This is a genomic window from Aphanothece stagnina RSMan2012 (assembly GCF_046764815.1).
Classification (GTDB): Bacteria; Cyanobacteriota; Cyanobacteriia; order PCC-6307; family Cyanobiaceae; genus NIES-981.
In genome coordinates this window covers 57,531-79,134 of record NZ_JBKOUC010000010.1, presented here as the reverse complement: position 1 = coordinate 79,134, position 21,604 = coordinate 57,531, and the positions used below count along the sequence as shown (strand labels likewise).

27 protein-coding genes and 1 tRNA gene are annotated in these 21,604 nt (G+C 69.0%); 14 read left to right on the top strand and 14 right to left on the bottom strand.

Annotation, left to right across the window (positions count from 1 at the left end):
• Positions 1 to 3 precede the first annotated feature (3 nt).
• Positions 4 to 1,317 carry a glycosyltransferase family protein gene (locus ACLNEE_RS08475; protein ID WP_411424466.1) on the bottom strand — a complete coding sequence of 438 codons (1,314 nt, stop codon included), beginning with the start codon at positions 1,315 to 1,317 and terminating at the stop codon, positions 4 to 6.
• 28 nt (positions 1,318 to 1,345) lie between these two features.
• A tRNA-Leu gene (locus ACLNEE_RS08470) sits at positions 1,346 to 1,427 on the bottom strand.
• A gap of 179 nt (positions 1,428 to 1,606) precedes the next feature.
• On the opposite strand from ACLNEE_RS08470, the gene accC reads away from it, so the two are divergent.
• On the top strand, positions 1,607 to 2,959 hold the full coding sequence (gene accC / locus ACLNEE_RS08465; RefSeq protein ID WP_411424464.1) for an acetyl-CoA carboxylase biotin carboxylase subunit: 1,353 nt from the start codon (positions 1,607 to 1,609) through the stop codon (positions 2,957 to 2,959).
• Positions 2,960 to 3,002: 43 nt separating this feature from the next.
• On the opposite strand, the gene ACLNEE_RS08460 is transcribed toward accC, so the two are convergent.
• Positions 3,003 to 3,323 carry a YggT family protein gene (locus ACLNEE_RS08460; RefSeq protein WP_411424463.1) on the bottom strand — a complete coding sequence of 107 codons (321 nt, stop codon included), beginning with the start codon at positions 3,321 to 3,323 and terminating at the stop codon, positions 3,003 to 3,005.
• Between the two features lie 89 nt (positions 3,324 to 3,412).
• Between ACLNEE_RS08460 and psbX the strand changes: the two genes are divergently transcribed.
• The 4 genes from psbX (at position 3,413) to ACLNEE_RS08440 (ending at position 5,641) form a co-directional block, all read left to right on the top strand.
• Positions 3,413 to 3,535, top strand: coding sequence for a photosystem II reaction center protein PsbX (gene psbX, locus ACLNEE_RS08455; protein ID WP_411424462.1), 123 nt, complete (start codon positions 3,413 to 3,415; stop codon positions 3,533 to 3,535).
• A gap of 83 nt (positions 3,536 to 3,618) precedes the next feature.
• Positions 3,619 to 4,524 carry a Ycf66 family protein gene (locus tag ACLNEE_RS08450; RefSeq protein WP_411424461.1) on the top strand — a complete coding sequence of 302 codons (906 nt, stop codon included), beginning with the start codon at positions 3,619 to 3,621 and terminating at the stop codon, positions 4,522 to 4,524.
• Positions 4,525 to 4,646: 122 nt separating this feature from the next.
• Positions 4,647 to 5,114 (top strand): TolB-like translocation protein, encoded by a 468-nt coding sequence (locus tag ACLNEE_RS08445; protein WP_411424460.1) that lies wholly within the window; start codon positions 4,647 to 4,649, stop codon positions 5,112 to 5,114.
• Entirely contained in the window at positions 5,111 to 5,641 is a 531-nt protein-coding gene (locus ACLNEE_RS08440; protein WP_411424459.1) for a TolB family protein, read from the top strand. Before ACLNEE_RS08445 ends, ACLNEE_RS08440 begins: the two co-directional genes overlap by 4 nt.
• Before the next feature lie 37 nt (positions 5,642 to 5,678).
• Here ACLNEE_RS08440 and ACLNEE_RS08435 read toward each other — a convergent pair whose 3' ends face one another.
• Genes ACLNEE_RS08435 through ACLNEE_RS08425 form a run of 3 tightly spaced genes read right to left on the bottom strand, consistent with a single transcriptional unit; the run spans position 5,679 to position 8,317 of the window.
• Entirely contained in the window at positions 5,679 to 5,873 is a 195-nt protein-coding gene (locus tag ACLNEE_RS08435) for a chlorophyll a/b-binding protein (protein ID WP_412006987.1), read from the bottom strand.
• Between the two features lie 55 nt (positions 5,874 to 5,928).
• Complete coding sequence (locus ACLNEE_RS08430; protein ID WP_411424457.1) at positions 5,929 to 7,932, bottom strand: ABC transporter ATP-binding protein/permease; 2,004 nt, start codon at positions 7,930 to 7,932, stop codon at positions 5,929 to 5,931.
• A gap of 40 nt (positions 7,933 to 7,972) precedes the next feature.
• Positions 7,973 to 8,317, bottom strand: coding sequence for a histidine triad nucleotide-binding protein (locus ACLNEE_RS08425; protein ID WP_411424468.1), 345 nt, complete (start codon positions 8,315 to 8,317; stop codon positions 7,973 to 7,975).
• 80 nt (positions 8,318 to 8,397) lie between these two features.
• Between ACLNEE_RS08425 and ACLNEE_RS08420 the strand changes: the two genes are divergently transcribed.
• A complete protein-coding gene (locus ACLNEE_RS08420) occupies positions 8,398 to 9,978 on the top strand; it encodes a YifB family Mg chelatase-like AAA ATPase (RefSeq protein ID WP_411422495.1) in 1,581 nt (526 codons plus the stop codon).
• Here ACLNEE_RS08420 and ACLNEE_RS08415 read toward each other — a convergent pair.
• The 5 genes from ACLNEE_RS08415 to def form a co-directional block, all read right to left on the bottom strand.
• The gene (locus tag ACLNEE_RS08415) at positions 9,960 to 10,211 is read right to left on the bottom strand and encodes a hypothetical protein (RefSeq protein WP_412006986.1); all 252 of its coding nucleotides are present in this window, start codon (positions 10,209 to 10,211) and stop codon (positions 9,960 to 9,962) included. The two genes, ACLNEE_RS08420 and ACLNEE_RS08415, sit on opposite strands and share 19 nt — an antisense overlap.
• 202 nt (positions 10,212 to 10,413) lie before the next feature.
• Positions 10,414 to 10,584 (bottom strand): 30S ribosomal protein S21, encoded by a 171-nt coding sequence (rpsU, locus tag ACLNEE_RS08410; protein ID WP_006172073.1) that lies wholly within the window; start codon positions 10,582 to 10,584, stop codon positions 10,414 to 10,416.
• A 76-nt stretch (positions 10,585 to 10,660) separates the two neighbouring features.
• Entirely contained in the window at positions 10,661 to 11,398 is a 738-nt protein-coding gene (locus ACLNEE_RS08405) for a DUF3747 domain-containing protein (RefSeq protein ID WP_412006985.1), read from the bottom strand.
• 109 nt (positions 11,399 to 11,507) lie between these two features.
• The gene (locus ACLNEE_RS08400; protein ID WP_411422488.1) at positions 11,508 to 11,708 is read right to left on the bottom strand and encodes a hypothetical protein; all 201 of its coding nucleotides are present in this window, start codon (positions 11,706 to 11,708) and stop codon (positions 11,508 to 11,510) included.
• A gap of 6 nt (positions 11,709 to 11,714) precedes the next feature.
• Positions 11,715 to 12,299, bottom strand: a complete 585-nt coding sequence (def, locus tag ACLNEE_RS08395; RefSeq protein WP_411422487.1) for a peptide deformylase — start codon at positions 12,297 to 12,299, stop codon at positions 11,715 to 11,717.
• Between the two features lie 75 nt (positions 12,300 to 12,374).
• Here def and ACLNEE_RS08390 point away from each other — a divergent pair, with 75 nt between their 5' ends.
• The 4 genes from ACLNEE_RS08390 (at position 12,375) to ACLNEE_RS08375 (ending at position 17,295) form a co-directional block, all read left to right on the top strand.
• The gene (locus ACLNEE_RS08390) at positions 12,375 to 14,351 is read left to right on the top strand and encodes a S9 family peptidase (protein WP_411422486.1); all 1,977 of its coding nucleotides are present in this window, start codon (positions 12,375 to 12,377) and stop codon (positions 14,349 to 14,351) included.
• A 66-nt stretch (positions 14,352 to 14,417) separates the two neighbouring features.
• Positions 14,418 to 14,951, top strand: coding sequence for a hypothetical protein (locus ACLNEE_RS08385; protein ID WP_411422485.1), 534 nt, complete (start codon positions 14,418 to 14,420; stop codon positions 14,949 to 14,951).
• A complete protein-coding gene (locus tag ACLNEE_RS08380) occupies positions 14,948 to 15,835 on the top strand; it encodes a hypothetical protein (protein ID WP_411422484.1) in 888 nt (295 codons plus the stop codon). The genes ACLNEE_RS08385 and ACLNEE_RS08380 overlap by 4 nt, the downstream gene beginning before the upstream one ends.
• An 89-nt stretch (positions 15,836 to 15,924) precedes the next feature.
• A complete protein-coding gene (locus ACLNEE_RS08375) occupies positions 15,925 to 17,295 on the top strand; it encodes a sodium/glutamate symporter family protein (RefSeq protein WP_411422483.1) in 1,371 nt (456 codons plus the stop codon).
• A 25-nt stretch (positions 17,296 to 17,320) separates the two neighbouring features.
• On the opposite strand, the gene ACLNEE_RS08370 is transcribed toward ACLNEE_RS08375, so the two are convergent.
• The gene (locus ACLNEE_RS08370; RefSeq protein WP_411422482.1) at positions 17,321 to 18,001 is read right to left on the bottom strand and encodes a class II aldolase/adducin family protein; all 681 of its coding nucleotides are present in this window, start codon (positions 17,999 to 18,001) and stop codon (positions 17,321 to 17,323) included.
• A 62-nt stretch (positions 18,002 to 18,063) separates the two neighbouring features.
• Here ACLNEE_RS08370 and ACLNEE_RS08365 point away from each other — a divergent pair, with 62 nt between their 5' ends.
• The 3 genes from ACLNEE_RS08365 (at position 18,064) to ACLNEE_RS08355 (ending at position 20,480) form a co-directional block, all read left to right on the top strand.
• A complete protein-coding gene (locus ACLNEE_RS08365; RefSeq protein ID WP_411422481.1) occupies positions 18,064 to 18,438 on the top strand; it encodes a hypothetical protein in 375 nt (124 codons plus the stop codon).
• A 52-nt stretch (positions 18,439 to 18,490) separates the two neighbouring features.
• Positions 18,491 to 19,462 carry an integron integrase gene (locus ACLNEE_RS08360; RefSeq protein WP_425625098.1) on the top strand — a complete coding sequence of 324 codons (972 nt, stop codon included), beginning with the start codon at positions 18,491 to 18,493 and terminating at the stop codon, positions 19,460 to 19,462.
• A gap of 202 nt (positions 19,463 to 19,664) precedes the next feature.
• The gene (locus ACLNEE_RS08355) at positions 19,665 to 20,480 is read left to right on the top strand and encodes a class I SAM-dependent methyltransferase (RefSeq protein WP_411422479.1); all 816 of its coding nucleotides are present in this window, start codon (positions 19,665 to 19,667) and stop codon (positions 20,478 to 20,480) included.
• A gap of 117 nt (positions 20,481 to 20,597) precedes the next feature.
• Here ACLNEE_RS08355 and ACLNEE_RS08350 read toward each other — a convergent pair whose 3' ends face one another.
• Both ACLNEE_RS08350 and ACLNEE_RS08345 read right to left on the bottom strand, forming a co-directional pair.
• Positions 20,598 to 20,810 (bottom strand): DUF3955 domain-containing protein, encoded by a 213-nt coding sequence (locus tag ACLNEE_RS08350; protein ID WP_197210783.1) that lies wholly within the window; start codon positions 20,808 to 20,810, stop codon positions 20,598 to 20,600.
• The gene (locus ACLNEE_RS08345) at positions 20,807 to 21,268 is read right to left on the bottom strand and encodes a lysozyme inhibitor LprI family protein (protein ID WP_411422478.1); all 462 of its coding nucleotides are present in this window, start codon (positions 21,266 to 21,268) and stop codon (positions 20,807 to 20,809) included. Before ACLNEE_RS08345 ends, ACLNEE_RS08350 begins: the two co-directional genes overlap by 4 nt.
• 116 nt (positions 21,269 to 21,384) lie before the next feature.
• Here ACLNEE_RS08345 and ACLNEE_RS08340 point away from each other — a divergent pair, with 116 nt between their 5' ends.
• Positions 21,385 to 21,597 carry a hypothetical protein gene (locus ACLNEE_RS08340; RefSeq protein ID WP_412006984.1) on the top strand — a complete coding sequence of 71 codons (213 nt, stop codon included), beginning with the start codon at positions 21,385 to 21,387 and terminating at the stop codon, positions 21,595 to 21,597.
• Positions 21,598 to 21,604 lie beyond the last annotated feature (7 nt).

Sequence of the window (21,604 nt, the reverse complement as noted above, 5' to 3'; positions counted from 1 at the left end):
ACCCTAGGAATCCGTCCGGGTCGGCAGGAGCTCCTCCACCAGATCCGCCAGCGCCGCCACGGCCCCTGGAGCGCCCCGCAGGCTGCGCAGATCAGCCCGCATGCCGTCCAGGCGAGCCGGCGAGGCCAGCCAGTCGGCGGCCTCCGCCGCGATCTGCTCGGGGGTGATCGGCCCGACCCGCTCGGGCACCACCAGGCGGCCTGCGGTGATGTTCGGGGAGGCCAGGAAGCCGCGGTGTCGCAGGCGCCAGGCCGTGAGCGCCAGACCGAACAGCCACCGCAGCAGCGGCAGCCGCCCCAGCAGACCGGCCAGGCCGTCCCAGGCCTGCATCACCTGCAGATGCTGGGTGGGCACCAGCACCAGCATCGGCAGCCCCAGGGCCCCCAGTTCCGCCGTGTTGGCACCCACCGTGGTCAGGGCCAGGCGGCACTGGCTGAGGAGGGCATGGGCGGGATTGCGGCGCTCCAGCCGGATCCGGGTGCCGGCGGGGGTCACGAGCCCATCCCCGCCGGGCTCCAGCCGGGGCACGCCGGAGCGGTAAGCGCGGGCGATCGGATTGGCCGGCCCGGCATGGCTGAGCAGCTCCTCCACGCTGGTGGTGGGGGCCAGGGGAAGCAGGAAGCGGCAGCCGGGATTCAGGCTCGCCAGTCGATCGGCGGTCTCGAGCAGGAAGGGCACCCCGATCCGCAGCTTGGCCCGCTTGGAGCCCGGCAGCAGCGCCACCCAGATCCCCTCCGGCAGGGGCTCCTCGCTGCGGGCCGCCTCCGACAGATCCGCCATCAGGTCGCCCACCACCCGGCAGCGGGACGACCAGCGGGGGGGCAGCTGAGCGGCGGCGCGGGGCCCCATCGCCGCGATCCGGTCATTCCAGCGTGGCCAGCGGGCCACCCATTCGGCATAGGTGAGGTGGCGGTAGCCCAACCGGGCCGAGAGCAGCACACTCCAGAACTGGTCACCGCCCAGAAACACCACGACCCCCTGCCGGGGCCAGGGGCCGAACCGCCGCGGCCGCAGCAGCAGGCTCCAGAAGCGCCGCGCCGGGGTGATCCGCTCGAACAGCCCCCACTGGGCGGCGACCCGGTGCTCGCCGCCGGTGCCGTTGGGACAGGGCACCATCACCAGATCCAGGCTGCAGGGCCCATCCGGCTGGCGGGGCCTCAGGCTGAGGCGGCGATGCAGGCAGAGAGCCAGGGGTCTGACCCAGGTGGTCAGCTCACCGGGGCCGTTGCTCACCAGCACGATGGCCGTCGTGGCGGTGACCCGAGAGGCTGGGTCCCAGGCGGGGTACCGAAGGTCTGCGTTGGAGTGTGGCGGCACCCCGTCACCCAAACCGGAAAAGAAAAAATGCGGATGGCGAGACTTGAACTCGCAAGGCCGAAGCCACACGCCCCTCAAACGTGCGTGTCTACCAATTCCACCACATCCGCGTGATGCAACGGCTGGGCAATGCCCATCCGGGTGGTTCGATGGGCCGCGGTGGCGCATCGGTTGAGCAATATACCCATCACCCGGTCCATGCCCCGGCCCGAGGCCGGCTCGGGCCGCAGGACGGGCCTGTGAGCACTGATACAGTCCGCGATGGCCTGTACCAGCTGAGCGGCTGCGGATGTCCATCGGCAAGTTGCTGATCGCCAACCGCGGCGAGATTGCCCTGAGGATCCTGCGGAGCTGCCGTGAGCTCGGGATTCCGACCGTGGCCGTCTACAGCACCGTGGACCGCAACGCCCTGCATGTCCAGCTGGCCGACGAAGCCGTCTGTGTCGGCGAGGCCCCCAGCTCGAAGAGCTACCTGAACATTCCGAACATCCTGGCCGCGGCCACCTCCCGCGGAGCGGACGCGATCCACCCCGGCTACGGCTTCCTGGCCGAGAACGACCGCTTCGCCGAAATCTGCGCCGACCACGGGATCACCTTCGTCGGCCCCTCCCCCGAGGCGATCCGCTCGATGGGGGACAAGTCGACGGCGAAGGCCACCATGCAGCGGGTGGGGGTGCCCACCATCCCCGGCAGCGAGGGACTGCTGGAGACCCCGCGCCAGGCGGCTGCGCTGGCCGAAGCGATGGGGTACCCGGTGATGATCAAGGCCACGGCCGGCGGCGGTGGCCGCGGCATGCGCCTGGTCCCGGCCGCCGACCAGCTGGAGGGCCTCTTCAAGGCCGCCCAGGGCGAGGCGGAAGCCGCCTTCGGCAACCCAGGCCTGTACATGGAGAAATTCATCGACCGGCCCCGCCACGTGGAGGTGCAGGTGCTGGCGGACCGCCACGGCACCGTGGTGCACCTGGGCGAGCGCGACTGCTCGATCCAGCGGCGTCACCAGAAGCTGCTCGAGGAGGCCCCCAGCGTGGCCATCAATGCCGACCTTCGCCGCCAGATGGGAGAAGCGGCGGTGGCCGCGGCCCGCACCATCGGCTACGAGGGCGCCGGCACGGTGGAGTTTCTGGTGGACCGGGGCGGCAACTTCTATTTCATGGAGATGAACACCCGGATCCAGGTGGAGCATCCCGTCACCGAGGTGGTGACGGGGGTCGACCTGATCGCCGAGCAGCTGCGGATTGCCGGCGGCGAACCCATCTCCGTCCGCCAGGAGGACATCTGCCTGCGGGGGCACGCCATCGAGGTGCGGATCAATGCCGAAGATCCCCGTCAGAACTTCAGGCCGGCCCCGGGCAAGATCACCGGCTGGCTGCCGCCCGGCGGCCCCGGAGTCAGGGTCGACAGCCACGTTTACACCGGCTACGAGATCCCCCCCTTCTATGACTCCCTGATCGGCAAGCTGATCGTCTGGGGCGTCGACCGCGATCACGCCCTGCGCCGCCTGCACCGGGCCCTCTCGGAATGTGCCGTGACCGGCATTCCGACCACGATCGAGTTCCACCTGCAACTGCTCGAGCGACCGGAATTCCAGGCCGGGGACGTGCACACCAAGTTCGTGGAGGAGGAGATGCTGCCGCGCCCCTGAATCCCACGGCCCTGAATCAGACGGCCTGTGCGGACGGCAGGGTCTAGGCCACAGGGTGGCTGTGCTGCAGCACCTGGGTGAGCAGGCCCTGCTGGCCCACCAGCAGCTCCCGCAGCAGGCTGAGCAGGCCCACCCACACCACCGGTGTCACATCCACGCCGCCGATGGGCTGGATCAGCCGGCGGGTCGGGGTTAGCAGGGGTTCCGTGGGGGCTCCGACCAGGCGCATCACCCCCTTGCCGAGGTCCACCTGGGGGTACCAGGTCAGCACGATGCGGAACAGGAACAGCAGGGTCCAGAGGGCGAGCACCAGCCCCAGCAGCAGATGCGACCAGGCCAGCGGAGAAAGGGGTAGCGCCGTCACAAAGCTCTAAGCAGGGGCGAGGTCAGCGTAGGAAGCTGGCGTCGCTGCCTAGGATTCCGCGACGCCTGTCGCCGACGGTCCGCCGCGCCATGACCCCTTCCCTCGCCAACTTCCTCAGCAGCCTCGCCTGGGGTGCCGTGATCGTGGTTGTGCCGATCTCGATCGCCCTGGTGCTGATCAGCCAGAACGACCGGCTGGACCGGCGTCTCTGAGAACGCCCCGTCCCGGGCCTGGCCACCTGCCTCCGGGCCTGGACACCTGCCTACAGTGCCTGGGAGCTCCAGGGTGAGATTCCGTGGTCAATGCCAGCCTCAACTGGGCCAGCATCGTCGGCATCGTGCTGGCGGTTGGCGGAGCGCTGCTCTATTTCATGCGCAGCTTCAAGCCAGCCCTGGCCCGTGATTACGACGTCTTCTTCGCCGCCGTTGGCCTGCTCTGCGGCGGCATTCTGTTTTTCCAGGGCTGGCGGCTCGATCCGATTCTTCAGTTCGGCCAGTTCCTCCTCGCCGGCACCACCGTCTTCTTCGCCTACGAGAGCGTGCGGCTGCGGGGGGTGACCACGGAGCAGGCCCGCCGCTCGTCCTATTTCGACGATGACGAACCGGCTCCGGCCGGGCCCTACCGCCCCCGCATGGCTGGCCAGGCCTGGGACGAGCGCGACATGGATCGACTCGACGAACCCGAACCCCTGCGTCGCCGCATCCCCACCCGTGACCCCGACGAGGAGTTCTACCGGATGCGGCGCTCCAGCCGGGCAGCGATCCCCGAACGGGCTGCCAGCCGCCGGGGCGCTCCGACTGACAACTGGGAGACCGACGAAACCCCACCAGATGGGCCCCGTGGTCGCTACACCGCCGATGCTGCCAGGACCGCCGCCGATTTTGGCGCCCGCCGCCGCGATCGCGATACCCGTCCCGAGCCACGTCGGGGCTCCAGGCCGGCCGCCGCCGCCGCTGAGCCCGGTGCGCCGCGCTCCAGCCGAAGGCCCCCTGCCGGGGCGGCCGGCGCCATGGCCGAGCCCCCGGAGCGCCCAGGCGTACCGCAGGGTGCCCCGATCCGCGGCGCTCGCAGTGCCGACCGTGGGGTCAGCGACGCCGATTTCACCCCCGTGAGAGCGCGCTCCGAATCCTCCGAGCGGCCCCCGGCCCCTCCCGTTCAGGACGCCAGGCCCCGGGACAACGCCTCCCGCTTCGACGACTGATCCCCCAGCGTCGCCAGGCGCGGCCGAGACCGCCCAGCCGTTCCCGGCCCTGCCTCGCCCTCCTCGCCCTGGCCCTCAGCCTGGGCGGCTGTGCCTGGCTGGGTCGTCGCACGGCCACACCGGTGGGCTTCGGGCCTGACGGCAACCGGCTCGATCCAGCCCTGAGCGGCAATGGCCGGTATCTGGCCTCGGTGCTGGAAACGGGGGGAAGGGCCCGGCTGATCCTGCAGGAACAGCCGGGCGGCCGGGTGATCCCGCTCCGCCACCTGCGGGGCCGCGAACCCCACAGCTCCCCCTCGCTCAGCTGGAACGGCCGCTACGTGGCGCTGCTGGTGCAGCAGGGTCCCCAGAGGCTGGCCCTGCTGGAGGATCGCCTCAGCGGTCGGCTGGTGCGCCTGCCCCTCCGGGGCAATGCCATGCCGGTCAGGCTCAGCCTGGCCCCCGATGCCACCCGCGTGGCTCTCCAGGTGGTCAGATCCGGCCAGTGGCAGGTCGAACTGCTCGACCTCAGCGCTCTGGTGGAACCGGACCGTCCCGGCGGCACCCCGGAGATCGGCGGTGGCGCGGCAGATGGAGCGGCAGAGCGGTGACGACGCACGCCGATGGGGGAGGGAACGCGGTGGGGGAAGAACGCCCGAGGGGGCTGCCCCGCCTGGCCACCCTGCTCGCCCCCCTGCTGCTGACGGGGTGCCTGGCGGCCGGTCCGGTGTCCCTGGTAGGGATCAACCGCCAGCTGGAGCCACTGGGGGCCAACCGCGATCCCTCCCTGAGCGGCAACTGGCTGGCCCTGATCAGCGGCAGCGGCGGGCGGGAGCGGGTGGTGCTGGTGGATCTGCAGCGCCAGCGGCCTGTGCCCGTGCCGGGCCTGAACCGGCCGGACGCCCAGCCCATCCACGTGTCGGTGGACAGCCGCGGCGAGCGACTGGCCCTGGTGCGTCAGCTCGAGGGGCGCACCGAACTGGTGATCTATCGGCGCTCCCTGCAGGGCCTCCAACCGCTGCCGATCGTGCCCCCCGGGGTGCCACGCCAGGTGCACCTCCGGCCCGACGGCCGGGAGCTGGCCGTGCAGGTGAGCCGCCAGGGCCTCTGGCAGATCGATCTGATTCAGGTGCCCTAGATCCTGAGGCAACCTGATCCTGGGGCGACCTGGATCTTCAGGGCACCAGGCCGGCCCAGTGGAGGAAGGTGTCCCCGCTGAGGGCTTCGATCGCCAGCACAGCCACAAAGCCCACCATCGCGAAGCGCCCGTTGACGCGCTCGGCATAGCCGCTCCAGCCGAAGGCGGGGACATCGGGGGTGGTGGCGCTGGTGGCCCTGCTCGCCTCCTCCTGGGGCACAGGGTCAGGCAAACCAGGGGCAGACGAACCAGGGGCAGAGGAACCAGCGGCGGCGGAACCCATCGGATCAGACATGGCGGCCAACGTCATAACCCGCCGCGGGCAGAAGACGCCAGCCTCCGCGACCGTCGAGCTCCAGCACGGTGTCATGGAAGGCCGTGAGGGTGGGGCGGTGGCCGACGCTCACGAACGCCATCTCCCGTTGCATCAGCAGGTCGTAGAGATGGCGCTCCGTCGCCACGTCGAGGGCGCTGGTGGCCTCATCGAGCACCACGAAGTGGGGGGAGTTGAGCAGCAGCCGGGCGAAGGCCAGACGCTGCTGTTCGCCCAGCGACAGCAGGCGCGGCCAGTCCTGCTTGATCTCGAGGTCGGGATAGCGGTGCACCAGCTCAGGCAGGCGCACCTGCTCGAGGACGTGGCGCAGCTGCTCGTCACTGAAGCGGTCCGGCTGGAGCGGGTAACAGAGCTGTTCGCGCAGGCTGCCCAGCAGCATGTAGGGCTTCTGGGGGATGAACAGCAGCTCGCCCTCCCGCGGTCGCTGCACGCTGCCGGCGGCCGGTGGCCAAAGGCCGCTCACCATCCGCAGGAAGGAGGTCTTGCCGCAGCCGGAGGGTCCCACCACCAGCAACCGCTGGTGACGGTCCACCTCGACGCTGAGATCGTGGATCAGGGTGCGGCTGGTGCGGGGTGGCACCAGATCCACATGGCTGACCAGGATGGAGGCGTCGCGATCCCTGGCAGGACGCGAGGCCTCGTCCAGCTTCTCCCGGGCCACCAGGGCCGCCATCTCACCACCGATCGCCTCGACCTTGCCCTGAAAGCCCTCGAGACGGCTGATCGAGGCGGAGAAAGCCGCCAGTCGATCGATGTTGTTGACGATGTAACTGACCGAGAAGAGCACCTGGGAAAAGGCGATGCTCGCCTGGCCGAACACCCCGAAGTCGACTCCCTTGGCAAAGTAGATCGGCGCGATCACCAACCACGGCAGAAAGCGCGAGAAGTAATCGTAGGAACGCTGGATCACGCTGATCAACGCTTCCCAGATGATCAGCCTGTTGTAGTTGCGGATTGCGCCACCAAGGCGACGCTCGGCCTCCCGCGACTCCTGCTGCTCGCCGCGGTAGAAGGCAATCGACTCGGCGTTGTCACGGATGTGTACAAGCCCGTAGCGGAAATCGGCCTCCAGCTTGAGCTGCTGGTAGTTCAGCGCAACAAGCTTTCGGCTGGCGAATACGATGATGACCGTACCTCCAACCGAATAGATCAACAGCCATAGTGCCAACTGCGAGCTGATGCTCCACAGCACAATGATGAAACTGAAGAATGTAAGCAGAGCCGAGAGGATCTCCACCGTGACACTGAGGCTGGTTCCGGTGAAGCTGGCCGTGTCCTGGGAGATCCGTTGATCCGGATTATCGATTTCTTCGGCAGACTCATCGTTGGGATTAAGGACGTAGTAGGCCCGGTTGGACAGGTAGCGCCCCAGCAGCCGATTGCTCAGCCACTCTCGCCACAACAGGCCGAGCTTGGGAATCAGATAACTCTGAATGGCCCGGATCGGCAGAGCCAGAACGAGACAGAATGCATAGATCGCGACAATTTTCCAGAAGGCGTCCTGGTCATAGGCGACCAGGGCATTGTCGACATTGCGGGCGATATAACTGATCCCCACATTGATGCCGTTGATGACAAGGATCAACAGCACGATCACCCCCAGCAGCAGCCAGGGAAGCCAGCGGCCCTGGCGGAGCTTGGTGCGGAAGGCGGCGAAGCAACCCAGGCCGGCCGCCAGCACCACCATCGCGCCTGGACCGAAGGGGCTCCGCCAGATGGCCGCCACCTGTTCCGGGACCCCGGGGAGGAAGCGACTGCGCAACACCGGGATGAAAACCCCGCTGAGGGCGATGACGCCGGTGAGCAGCAGCAGGGTGGTGCCCACCACCACCGCGAGCATCGCCACCACCAGCAGCAGGAACTGCCAACCCCGGGTCTCCTCCACCGGGAGGAAGTAAGGCTGGGACAACCGCTGCAATTTGCCCAGCTGGCTGCGGAGGGCATGGAAGGGTGTCATGGGCCGGCACGGATCCAGGCATTGTGGCTGGCGCCGGGACTCAGCCGGGCGGCCAGGCCAGCGGACGGCCACCGATCACATGCACATGCAGGTGGAACACGGTCTGGCCGGCCTCGGCGCCGCTGTTGATGACGGTGCGGAATCCCTCCAGTCCCTCCTGCCGGGCCACCCGGGCGGCCACCAGCAGCAGATGGCCGAGCAGCTCGGCGTGACCGGGCTCGGCATCCAGGAGATTCTCCAGGGGCTCGCGGGGAATGATCAGGATGTGAACCGGCGCCTGAGGGGCCACGTCCCGGAAAGCCAGGCAGCGGTCGTCGGCATGGACCTGGTCGCAGGGAATCTCGCCGCGCAGGATGCGGCCGAAGATCGTGTCGGAGCTGGCCATCGCTGCGGAGACAGGGGTGGACGGAGGGAACTGGCGGTGAGACGGGGGTGGCACTGGAATCCCGGCGACCCCGGATGGCGATGTTGGCACGGTGCAGCAGTGCGGCGCTGCGGGGGCTGGAGGCCCGCGAGGTCACCGTGGAGGTGGACATCGGCCCTGGGCTGCCGGCCCTGCAGATGGTGGGCCTGGCCGATGCGGCCGTGCAGGAATCGCGCGAGCGGGTGCGCTCGGCCCTTCGCCACAGCGGCTTTCGCGTTCCCCTCAGCCGGGTCGTGGTCAACCTGGCCCCGGCGGATCTGCGCAAGGAGGGGCCGGGACTTGACCTGCCCATCGCCCTGGGACTGCTTCTGGCCAGTGGCCAGCTGGCTCCGAGTGCCCTCGAGGGTGCCTGGAGCGCCGGTGAACTGGGACTCGACGGCCGACTGCGGCCGATCCGGGGCCTGCTGTGCATCGCCATGGAGGCCCGCCGGCGCGGCGCCCGGGCCCTGCTGGTGCCCGCGGCCAATGCCGGGGAGGCGGCCCTGGTCTCGGGGCTGCGGGTGTGGGGGGCGACCGACCTCCGCTCAGCGGTCGCCCAGCTGCAGGGGGCCGAGCCGCCGCTCACGCCGCCCGCGCGCCAGCCTGCCCGTCCGCCACGGCTCTCCTCGACGGACCTGGCCGATGTCCAGGGACAGCCCCACGGCCGCAGGGCCCTGGAGATCGCCGCCGCCGGAGAGCACCATCTGCTGCTGGTGGGACCTCCCGGAAGCGGCAAGACAATGCTGGCCCGGCGGCTGGCCGGTCTCCTCCCGCCCCTGATGCCGCACCAGGCCCTGGAGCTGACCCGCGTTCACTCCGTGGCCGGGCTGCTGGGCGAGGGGGAAGGGCTGCTGCAGGAACGCCCCTTCCGCAGCCCCCACCACAGCTGCTCCGGTGCCGCCCTGATCGGGGGCGGAGCGATCCCCCGCCCCGGGGAGCTGGCCCTGGCCCATCACGGTGTGCTCTTCCTCGATGAGCTGGCGGAATTCCGCCGGGAGGTGCTCGATCTGCTGCGCCAACCACTGGAACAGGGGGAGATCTGGATCCACCGCGCCCGCCAGCGCACCCGCTTCCCCGCCGCGATCTGCCTCGTGGCCGCCACCAATCCCTGCAGCTGTGGCTGGTTCGGCGATCCGGATCGGGAGTGCAGCTGCGGGGAGGCGGCCCGACGGCGCTACTGGAACCGCCTGTCAGGCCCCCTGCTGGACCGCATTGACCTCCAGGTGGTGATGCGGCGGCCGGAGGCCTCCACCCTCAGCGCCGGCTACCGCGGCATCCCCACGCGGCAACCGGAGACCACCGCCATCGTGGCCGAGCGGGTAAGGCAGGCCCACCGGCGCATGATCCGCCGCAATCCTGCAGGCCTGAGCAACGGGCAGCTTCCGGCCCGCGAGCTGCAGCGGGTGCTCCAGCTGGAGGCGGCCGCCGTGGACCTGTGGGAAGGGGCACTTCGGCAACGGCAGCTGACCGCTCGCGGCGGGGAACGCCTCTTGCGCGTGGCCCAGACCATCTGTGATCTCGAGGCCCGGGATCGGATCGCCCCGGCCGATGTGGCCGAGGCCCTCACCTACCGGAGCTTTGACCGCCTCGAGGACGGTCCAGCCGCCCAGGGCACCGGCGCCGCTCAGCGGGCGGAGCGGTAGGGACGATCCCGGTAGGGCTGGACGCCGAGCAGCGGAGGCTGGAAGCGTCGCTCTTCCTGAGGATTGCCCAGGGCATGGATGAGGCTGTCGCCGAACCACACGGCAAAGCGGGTGAACCGCGTCACCAGATCCTCGATCGCTGGAAGGGGCCCATGGCCGGATGGCCGAAGTGCGGCAGCGGCATCGCCGCCGCCACGAGCCAGAAAACCCAATCTGCCGAGACGTTCAGCCATGGCGCTCTCCTGGGAGGGATGCCACCAGCCTGATCGATCGGAGAGCGTTGGGGAACCGGTAGAAAGACCGATTCCGTGATCGTGCTGGGGGGCAGGCCGGGGGCAGAAAGCAGGGGTTCGCTGGCCAGGGGTTCTCTGACCAGGGGCTCCGCGTTCATGCCCCCAGGACGTGGTGGACCCGCAGGAGTGGGCTGGGCTGGAATCAGCGGCGACGGCGGCGCTGCTGAGCCTTGCGCTTGTACTTCTCGGTCGGGGTCTCGTGGTGACGCAGACGCTTGAGGTCAGCAAAGATGCCCGCCTTGGACACCTGGCGCTTGAAGCGGCGCAGGGCCGATTCGATACCTTCGTTTTCGCCGACGGTGACCTGGGTCATGTAGCGGGAATGGACTCACGGAGTTGGTCACCATAGCAACCCCCCCTCAACCCCTTCGGCGCCGGGAGCCATGGTTTCAGCCCCCACTGGCCCCCGGCTGGACCTCCGCTTCGGCCGCCGGCACGGCAGGATCGACCGGCCCCGCCAGTTGATCGGGCCAGCTGTCCCTGTAGATGTAGACATGGCCGAGCCGCCGACCGCCGTAGGCCCGGCGCTTGAGCTGCCAGCCCGGTTCGAACACCAGCTGCAGGAAGCCCGTGCCTGGCCCCTGGGTGCGGGCCACCACCATCTCGGGGCCGGCGCCGGCCTTGGTCGGCACCGCCAGCAACAGGTTGTCGCTGTTGCTCCGGATCACACTCAGCCGGTACATCGCACCCAGGTCCATCCCGCCGACGCGCAGCGAGTAGCCGTTGGCATCGATGAACCGCCCACAGATGCCCGTGAAGTCGAAGGTGGACAGCAGGGGCTCCACCAGGCCGGGCTGGGCGCCGTTGACCGCATAGCAGGGGCGGGTGGCCTTGATCTGTTCGTAGATGTTCAGCTGGGCCCGCTGGCCATCGCCGATCGGAGCCGCCACCAGGACGAAGTTCTGCTCCTCCAGATCGTTCGCCTCGAAGAGGGCGCTGGCGCCGGCGGGCTGGAGCGCTGGGCCGAGGCACAGCAGGCCCAGGAGGGCACCGAAGAGCCTGCGGCTGGCCAGGGAGCGGCAGCGCCAGGCTGAGCGGACAGGGCGCACGAGGGCGTGCACGGGTTGGGCGTGCGGTGCTGAGGACTCCATCGCGGCACGGTCCGGAACGAAGGCAATGGTATGCATGGCCCCTCGCCCGGGCCAGGGGCCAGGGCCAGCCCCAGCGCTGTTCCGGCATCCCCGGCAGGACCGCGCTGGGCCGACGTCCGCAGGGGGCAGGCGCCGCTGGAGGCGCTCAGGGCGCGGGCCTGTTGATGCGGATCGCCACGAGCAGGGCCGCCAGGGTGGCCGGCCCGCTCAGCGCGAGAATCCATCCCGTCGTCGTGACGCCCAGGTCAGGGTCGCCGTAGGCCAGCTCGAACACCGAGCCGGTGGCCGCGATCCCGAGCACGCAGGCCAGGGCCAGGAAGACCCCGGCCAGAGGCTTCATCGGCATGGGAAATCAGCGAATGGAATGGACGTCGGTGCGATCGAAGCCCTGCTGCTTCAACCCTTCGTTCAGGCTCAGCTCATCGGTGACCCGGTCGACGAACAGCACGCCGTTGAGGTGATCCATCTCGTGCTGGATGCAACGGGCCAGCAGACCGTCGGCCTTGAGTTTCTGGGGGCGGCCCTGCTCGTCGCGGTAGGCCACCTCGACACTCCCGGGGCGCACCACATCGAGGTAGACGCCTGGAATGCTCAGGCAGCCCTCCTCATAGGTGTCGATGGAGGCGCCGAAGGAGCGGATCTCGGGATTGATCAGCACCATCGGCGGCGTGGCCGGATTCTCAGGATCCAGGTCGATGACCAGCAGCTGCCTGTGCACCCCCACCTGGGGAGCGGCCAGGCCGATGCCCTTGGCCGTGTACATGCTGCGCAACATGTCACGGGCCAGGTCCCGCACCGACTCATCCACCTTGGTGATGCGCCTGGCCGGGGTGCGCAGCACCGCATCGCCCAGGGTGTGAATCGTCAGGGGCGGCTGATCCAGCGGCTCCTTCGGAACCTGGACGCTGCGGCTGCTGAGCTCCGCAGAACGTGCCATCTGGGCAAAGCTGCGGGCCAAGGACACTGCTCAATACGGTGAAGCCAGTTTAGGGCGGACCGCCGAGGAATCAGCTTGACCCCCGCAGGCCCACGCTCCGAGTCGCCGTCCGACCCACTCTCCGGCCCACTGCCCAAGGCACTGCCCGGCCCGCTGCCAGCCTCCGCCGTGGTGGGACAGACGCCCTCCGTCAAGGAGCCACGGCTGTGGCGGGGGCGGCTGCTGTGGCTCGAACAGCGTCCCCAGGAGGGCGGGCGCACCACCCTGCTGCTGCGGCCGCAGCCGGGCGCCGAGACGATCGAACTCACCCCCGGTGACTGGAACCTGCGCAGCCGGGTGCACACCTACGGCGGCGGGACCTACGCCATCGGCGGCAACGGTGATCTGGTGGTGATCCATGACGGCGACCGCGGCCTCTGGCACCTCCCCCTCGATCCCGCCACCGGCCTGCCCCAGGGCCCGCCGCGGCGCCTCACCCCGCCCGCGGCCACCCCGGGGGAACGGGCCTTCGCCGATGGCCTGATCGACACCGAGCGGCGGCGCTGGATCGGTGTGATGGAAGCGGGCGGCACCGACCAGCTGGTGGCGGTCCCCCTGGCGGGTGGCCTGCCGCAGCCCCTGCATCAACCCGCCGACTTCTGCGGCTACGCCAGCCTCAGCCCCGACGGCCGCCAGCTGGCATGGGTGGAATGGCAGCAACCCTTCATGCCGTGGGAACGGAGCCAGCTGTGGCTGGCCCGGCTGAGCCCCCGGGGCGAGCTGCTCCAGCCGCGGCCCGTGGCGGGCTCAGGCCCGGCCCATGGGCGAGCGGTGTCGGTGTTCCAGCCGCTCTGGCTCGGCCCCACTGACCTGGTGGTGGCGGAGGACAGCAGCGGCTGGTGGAACCTCAAGCGCCTCGACACCGACCGGCCTGGGGAGCCCCAGTGGCGGGAGCTGGTGCCGATGGCCGCAGAATTCGCCACACCCCAGTGGGTCTATGGGCTGGGCACCACCGCCTGGGACGGTCGGCAGCTGTGGGCCGCTGCCTGCCGCGACGGGCGCTGGGAGCTGGGCCGGGTCGTGCTGGAGGGACCGGCGGCCGGGACCGCCGCAGCCTGGGACCCCCTGCCCCAGCCCTTCGACGACCTGAGCGGCCTCCATGCGGAAGCCGGACGCCTGGTGGCCGTGGCGAGCAACCCCACGACCCCGTCGGGACTGCTGGACCTGGACCTGGACAGCCGGCACTGGCAGCACACACCCGTGGCCCCCTGCCCCCTGCCCCCCGAGGGGATCAGCCCCCCCGAGGCCCTCTGGTTCAGCGGCCATGGCGGCGCCCCCACCCAGGCCTGGTTCCATCCGCCTGTCGGCGGTGCCACCCCCGCCTCGCCGCTGCTGGTGAAGGGGCACAGCGGGCCCACCGGCATGGCCCGCCGCGGCCTCAGCCTCGCCATCCAGTTCTGGACCACCCGCGGCTGGGGCGTGGTGGATGTGAATTACGGGGGGTCCACCGGCTTCGGCCGGGCCTACCGCGCACGCCTCGATGGCCAGTGGGGCATGGTGGATGTGGCCGACTGCGCCGCGGCCGCCACGGCCCTGGTCGCCGCCGGCAAGGCCAGCCCCGCCCGCATCGCCATCGAAGGCGGCAGTGCCGGCGGCTTCACGGCCCTGGCGGGCCTGTGCTTCACCGGAGTCTTCCGTGCCGGGGCGATCCGCTACGGCGTCGCCGACCCCAGTGCCCTGGCCCTCGAAAGCCACCGCTTCGAAGCCCGGTACCTCGATGGCCTGATCGGCCCATGGCCCGAAGCCCGCGCGCTCTACGAGGCCCGCTCCCCCCTGTTGCATGCGGATCGGATCCGCTGTCCGGTGGTCTTCTTCCAGGGCCTGGACGACCCGGTGGTGCCCCCCGAGCAGACCGACCGGATGGCGGCGGCCCTGGCAGCCCATGGGGTTCCGGTGGAGGTGCACCGCTTCGCCGGCGAGGGCCATGGCTTCCGCAGCGGCAGCGTGCAGCTCCAGGTGCTGGAAGCCACCGAGGCTTTCTTCCGGCACCACTTCGGATTGGGGCCGTCCTAGGGCTGGCGGCGCCGTCGGGCGGGTCTGGCTAGCACGAGCGAAGACCCAAGCTCGGAGGACATCGCCATGAACCGCATGCTGCGCTGGGGGCTGGCCCTGGTGGTGGGTGCAGGCCTGCTGATCGGAGCCCTTTTGCTCCTGCCCGTCTCCACCTGGCTTCCTGGTGGCACGGTCGGTGATGTTCCCACCGCCCAGGTGGTGAACGGCAGTGCCTTCAACCGGCTCTTCCCCACCCCCGGCCCCGGGGAGCAGCTGGTGTTCACCCAGGAGAAACGGGGCTTCAGCCAGGCCCGACTCAGCCACGGCGGCCAAGCCCTCGCCCTGCTGGCGATCTCCGACACCGCCACAGCGCCCGAAGCCCGTGACAAGTTCCTGGACAGCCGCGACCGGCTCAGGGGCTGGCCGCTGGTGGAGCAGGGCAGCCAGGCCAGCGCGGTGCTGGTGGCCGAGCGGTTCCAGGTGAAGGTGATCGGCCAGAACGAGGGACTGGACACCACCCAGCGCCATGAACTGCTCGAGGCCTTCGATCTGCCGGGCCTGGCCAGCCTGCCCCAGCCCCGCCAGTCCCCGGCCCTCGCTCCCTCGCGCCAGCCCGCATGAGCCGCACCGTTCTCGAGCGCCTCGAGCGCCTGCCGAAACGCAATCTCACCGTGCTGGCCCTCAAGGGCATCGGCACCCTGGTGCCGGGAGGGTGGCAGAACATCACCCGGGCCGATGCCCTGATCGCCGAGGTGCTCGGCACGGAGGATCCCCAGCTGATCGCCCAGGTGCGCGCCCGGGCCGACACCCTCAGCCGGGCACGCCATGAGGGCTACGCCCGGGCCCTGAGCCTCTACGACGCCGTCAACCGGTCCCAAAGGGCCAGTGGAGGCCTGCGCCTGGCCGCCAACGTCGGCGCAGCCCTGCCCCTGATCAAGGGGCTGGCCAACCTCACCCCCGCCACGGACACCCTGCAGGCCGCCGATCTGGCGCTGAAGGTCTCGGCGGAGCTGCTGGCCTTCACCCAGGTCAACGGCCTGCCGGGCGACAGTTTCGGCGACTTCACGGCGTCCCTGGCCGACTACGCCGGCCAGGCCAGGGTCCGGATGGTGGCCATGCTGTGCTTCGACGCGCTGCTGCCGCTCGGCGACCAGGCGCTGGAGCGGCTCGACAACCTGCTCGGGCAGGTCGGGCACGGGGAACTGCGCCAGTTGCCCGGCTACAGGGCGATGGCGCCCCTGATCCCCGGCCGCAGCGAGGAGGCCCACCTCGGCTTCGTGCGACGCGGGGTGGAGGCCTGGCTGGGCTGGGCCTCGGGCCTGGTGGGGACCCTGGGGCTCAGTGGCCAGAAGGCGGTCCAGGCCCTGGAGAGCACCCTCGGGCCCTGGCAGGGTCGTTTCGAGCAGCTGGCGACCTTTCTGGACGCCTTCACCGACACCTACCAGCACACCGGCACCCAGGCCGTGGCCCGCCGGTTGGTGGAACGGGCGGCCGCGGAGATCTGAGCCCCACCCGCCAGCCGGGGGGCCAACACCGCAGCCCGCGCCGGCGCCATGACTAGGATTCGGGTCCCGTTTTTCTTGAAGGGCGCGCCATGAGCCTTCTGGCGCAGGAGGCCCCCGGCTGGCTGATCGACGCGGGCTGGGTGGCCGCCGCCCTGGCCCTGCTCACCCTGCTTCTGCTGGTCGCCCGCGCCGTGTCCCACCGGCTGTCGCTGGTGGTGTGGGGCATTCCGGAGGCGCTGCTGGCGGGGGTGCTGGGGCTGCTGATTGCCCCCGGCGGGCCCCTGCCCTTGGTGCCCGAGCCCGTGATGCGGGTGTGGGCGGAGCTGCCCCAGGTGCTGCTCACCCTGGTGTTCGCCTGCCTGATGCTCGGCAAGCCGCTGCCGAAGCTGGCGGGGCTGTGGCGGCCGGTGAGCGGCCAGATCTCCCTGGCCCTGGTGCTGGCCTTCGGGCAGTACGTGGTGGGCGGCCTGGCGGTGCTGCTGGTGCTGGGCCCGCGGCTGGGGGTGAGCCCGATGATGGCCTGCCTGATCGAGGTGGCCTTCGAGGGCGGCCACGGCTCGGCGGCCGCGATGGGCCCGAGCTACGCGGCGCTGGGGTTCCCCGGCGGACAGGCCCTGGGGCTCACCCTGGCCTCGGCCGGCCTGGTGGCCTCCACCCTTGTGGGGGGCCTGGTGGTGCTGCTGGGGCGGCAGCTGGGCTGGCTGTCGGTGCACCCGGAAGACCTGCGGCAGCCGCCGCGCACGGGCAGCCTCGAGCAGCCCAGCCACCCGGGAGCCGCCGCCTGGCTGGTGAATCTGGCCCTGGCGGGTTGCGCCGTGCTGGTGGGTCTGGCCCTGCTGGGAGGGCTGCGGCTGATCGGCGGCTGGGTGGGCGGGGGCGTGGACACCGTGGTGGAAGACCTGCCGGTGTTCCCCTTCGCGATTCTCGGATCACTGATCACGCGGCTGCTGCTCGAGAGCAGCGGCCAGGCCCACCGGGCCCTCGCCCCGATCCAGACGCGGGTGAGCACCACCTCCGCCAATCTGCTGATCACGGCCGCCACGGCGGGCCTGGATCTGGGACTGCTTCGGGCCGACTGGCTGCCGCTGTCGGTGCTGATCGCCGCGGGGCTGGCCTGGAACCTGGCGGTGGTGCTGCTGCTGGCGCCGCGCATCCTGCCGCGCGACTGGTTCGAGCGGGCCGTGATCGAGTTCGGCCAGGCCACAGGGGTGTCGGCGAGCGGCCTGGTGCTGCTCCACATGGCCGATCCCTTCGACCAGAGCACGGCCCTGCCGGCCTTCTCGATCAAGCAACTGATGCTGCAGCCGTTCCTGGCCGGTGGGGTGATCACCGTGGTGGCGCCGCTGGCGGTGGCCGGCTGGGGGTTGCCGGTGTGGACCGGGGTGTGCCTGGGCCTGGTGCTGATCTTCGCCACCACGGGCCTGGTTCTGGCCGGCACGGCGCCAAAGGCGGTGGCCTGAGGGGGGGTTGGGTTTCGAGGGGGGCTCAGCGGCCGTAGTGCAGCGCGGCCATGCGCTCAGCCACCCGCCCCATCTCCTCCAGCGAGAGCTGGGGCGGCTCCCCCAGCTGCAGCGCCTGCAGGTACATGTGGGCCAGGGTTTCCACCTCGATCGCCAGCCGCAGGGCCTGGGCCAGGCTGCCCCCCAGGCACACCTGGCCGTGGTGGGCCAGCAGGCAGGCGCGGCGATCGCGCAGGGCCTCCAGGGCCAGATCCGAGAGCTCCTGGCTGCCGAAGGTGGCGTAGGGGGCGCAGCGGATATCGGCGCCGCCGGCGATCACCACCATGTAGTGGAAGGGGGGGATGGGGCGGCCATGGCAGGCGAGGGCCGTGGCCTGGATCGAGTGGCAGTGCAGCACCGCCTCCACATCCGGCCGGCAGCGGAGCAGGTCGGCATGGAGGCGCCACTCGGAGGAGGGGCGAAGGCTTCGGCCAGGAGCTCCGCCGCCGCTCTCCTCAGATGTCGTCAGCAGCTGGCCGTCGAAACCGATGGCCAGCAGGTCAGCCGGCCCCATGCCGTCGTAGGGAACGCCGCTGGGGGTGATCAGCAGCCCGCCGGGAATCCGGGCCGAGAGGTTGCCCGAGGTGCCCTGATTGATGCCGGCGCTTCCCATCGCCCGCGCCGTGGCCACCAGCTCCTGGCGCAACTCCTGCTCTGTGGCCGCCATGGTGATGCCCCCTGAACGGCTGAGGCTAGGCAGGGGGGTACGACGTCTTCCGCTCCCTCACCATGCACCTCCTTCCCAGGGCTGGAGCCATCGCGGCGCTGGCGCTGCTCGCCCCGGGCCCTCTGCCGGCCCAGACCACCCGCACCTACACGCCAGACGGCTTCGAGTTTCCGCTCAGCACCCCCCGCTTCACCTATCACTTCGCCACCGGCAGCCGCAGCGGAAGCCGCTTCGAGGGCACCTGGTTCGCCGAAACGGTGGAAGGAGTGCCCTCCGATCAGCGCATCGACAGTGCCGCTGTGGACACCAAGCCGGGGCAGGAATCGGTGCTCTTCACGCTGGCCCCGACCCGCACCCCCTGGCCCCCCGGCCTTTACCGGCTGGAGATCCGCGCCGACGGGCGCCTGGTGCATCAGGAGCGCTTCGTGCTGCGCTGAGACGGCTGAAAGCACGGGGCAAACCTGAACCAGTCCCAGGCCGGCGATGACCATGACGCTTGAAGCCAGACCTCCAGGGCTGATCCAGCGCTATCGGGAGGAACTGCAGACCCGCCACTACGCCCGTCGCACGGTGAAGACCTATGAGCTGTGGTTGAGGCGGTTTCTTCGCTTCCACAACCTGCGGCATCCCCGAGAGATGGGCAGTGTCGAGGTGAACAGCTTCCTCACCCACCTGGCGGTGGATCTTCAGGTGAGCCCCTCCACCCAGAACCAGGCCCTGGCCGCGCTGCTGTTTCTGTACCGCGAGCTTCTGGGTCGTGACCTTGAGCTGGATGGGGTGGTGCGGGCCAGGAACCGACGCCGCTTGCCGGTGGTGCTGAGCGAAGCCGAGGTGCGGGCTGTGCGCGAGCACCTAGATGGTGACCCAGCGCTGGTGGTGGGGCTGCTGTATGGCAGCGGCCTCCGCTTGATGGAAGCCCTGCGGCTGAGGGTGAAGGATCTCGACTTCGAGCGACGGGAACTGACCGTGCGGGATGGGAAAGGCGGCAAGGACCGGCTCACCCTGCTGCCCCAGAGCCTGGTGGCAAACCTGCAGCACCATCTACGGGGTGTGCGCCGATTGCATCAAATGGATCTGGCGGCTGGTTGGGGCCAAGTGCTGATGCCCTATGCCCTGGCAAGGAAGTACCCGAATGCCGATCGGGAGTGGGCCTGGCAGTGGGTGTTCCCCCAGGAGCATCGCTGGCACGATCGGGCCTCAGGCACCGAGGGGCGGCACCATCTGGATCCAAGCCTCGTGCAGAAAGCCGTGAAGCGGGCCGTGGCTGCAGCTGGAGTATCCAAGGCAGCCAGCTGCCACACGTTCCGCCATTCGTTTGCCACCCATCTACTGGAGCGCGGCCAGGACATCAGAACGATCCAGGAATTGCTGGGGCACAAGGACGTAAGCACAACGATGATCTACACCCACGTGCTCAACCGCGGCCCGCTGGGTGTGCGCAGCCCCGCCGACATTCTGTAGCCGCTCGAACAAGTGGTTTGCGGACCCGTGAACCACGGCTAGATTTACGATCCAACTTGTGAAACCGATTGGCGCATGGGGATTCAGCGGGATCCGAACAGAGCTTCCTTCTATGGTTATCGGAAAGCGAGGGGTCCTGGAGCGTGGTTCACGGAACCTTCCAATGACTAGTTCGACGCACAAAGAGACTGAACCACCCCAAATGTATTACAAACTTCGGCTACTGCTTGCGATCCTAAAGAACTTCATTCGGCAGCCACGCGCGTTCGTACGTTTTGCCAGCTTGTTCCCAGCATTTATTCGAGGTTTGGCGATAGAAGAGAGATTGGCACTTCGCGCGCCCGACGAAGGAGACGCAACATCACCTTCTAATCCGCTTTGGGATTACTTCTCAAAGCACGAAAAGGGTCCCGGAATCTGGAAATGGACGCACTATTTCAATGCCTATGACCGACACTTCGCACGGTTCAGAGACCAAGAAGTCAACCTCTTGGAAATCGGCATCTACAGCGGCGGCAGTCTTGACATGTGGCTCGAGTATTTTGGCGACCGCTGTCGCATATATGGTGTGGACATCGAGGATGCCTGCAGATCATATGAAACGGATAGAATTCGCGTATTCATCGGCGATCAGGAAAGCCGCGAGTTTTGGGCACGATTCAGGACTGATACCCCTCAGATTCACATTCTAATCGACGACGGCGGGCACACACCGGAACAGCAAATGGTGACGCTGGAGGAAATGCTGCCTTGCATGCCGGTCGGCAGCGTATACGTTTGTGAAGACATCCACGGCATCTCGAACCGGTTTGCTGCTTTCGCCGCTGGCTTGGTTCAAAGCTTGAACGCATGTAATGGCATGGTCAGCGGAGTCCTGGGATTCACATCAACGCGAGCCCAACAGGAGATCAACTCCATTCACTTCTATCCATATTTGTGTGTAATCGAGAAACACGAAAATCCTCCGAGCACACTGACGGCACCAAAGCACGGGACTGAGTGGCAACCATTCCTTTGAGTGTGGTCGTCGAACAATTGCGTGAACCGGAGCGGCGAATCCAGCGAAATCTGAAATCGACGCGTAGCGTCGCCGCCCGGTTACGCTGGTCGTTCGGAAGTACCTTGGTACTCTGAATCACCGGCCTCTTGCTGGCTTCCTCCACAGCAAGCCAGCGATCCCAGCCCCAACGCCACCTAAGCCCAGAAAATAACCAATAGGGATCAGAGGAAAGGCCTCCCGCAGGATGCCATCTGCATCCACATGTACGCCGATCAGCCGATAGGCGACCCAGCAGGCCATTGAACCAGCGAGCAGCAACAGCGATAGGCGGATGAGCGTGCGTTTCATGGCCGCAGCTGCTCCAGCAGGGTCTGGGTGAGCGCCAGCTCACAGCGCGTCGTGAAGATGCCGTAGCCCGTCCCCTGAAAGCTCACCGACTTGGCGTAGGCGCACACCTTGCGGCGTTCGGCGCGGAAAGCACGCGCCTGCTCGCTTGGGTCGGCACTGGTCTTGTAGAAGCCGGTGAGGTTGTCGCGCCAGAGCGTCTGGAAGGTTTCGCTGGGCACTTGCCTGGCCTCGCTGGCCACTCGCACCAGGGCCTTCTCCAGCTCTCGATCCTTGGCTTGGAGCGCTTTCATCACGCAGCGGGTTTCGGCCACGGTGCTTTCTGATGGGGTGCAGACCTCCGCTGCTGGTGCCGGCAACGGCAGCAGAAGCGGCACCAGGGAAGCGGCCAGCAGCAGGTGGAGACAGGTGCGCATCGTGAGGCTGTTCTCGAGACGGATTTTCTCCAGACAGATTGTCATGATGGGTGCTGCTGTTCCTAGTCGCCGCGCCTCTTCCCCGTGACCAGCCTGTTCTCCCGGCTCCCCCCGCTGCTCACGGCCATCGCCGGCTGCCTTGTCAGCCACCCGGCTGCCGCATGCGCCTCTACGACGGTGTGCGCTTCGTGCTCATCAACGCCTCCGACGGCACCCGCATCACCGTCACGATCAACTGCGGGCAGGAGCTCTGGCGGGTGGCCCGCATTGAGCCCAGAACCGGCCGAGCGGACTTCCGCGACGATCGCTTCCAGAGTGCTGCCGGAGTCGGCCGCAGCCGCTGGTGCACCACCCCCGTGCGCACGATGGAGTGAGTCTGGG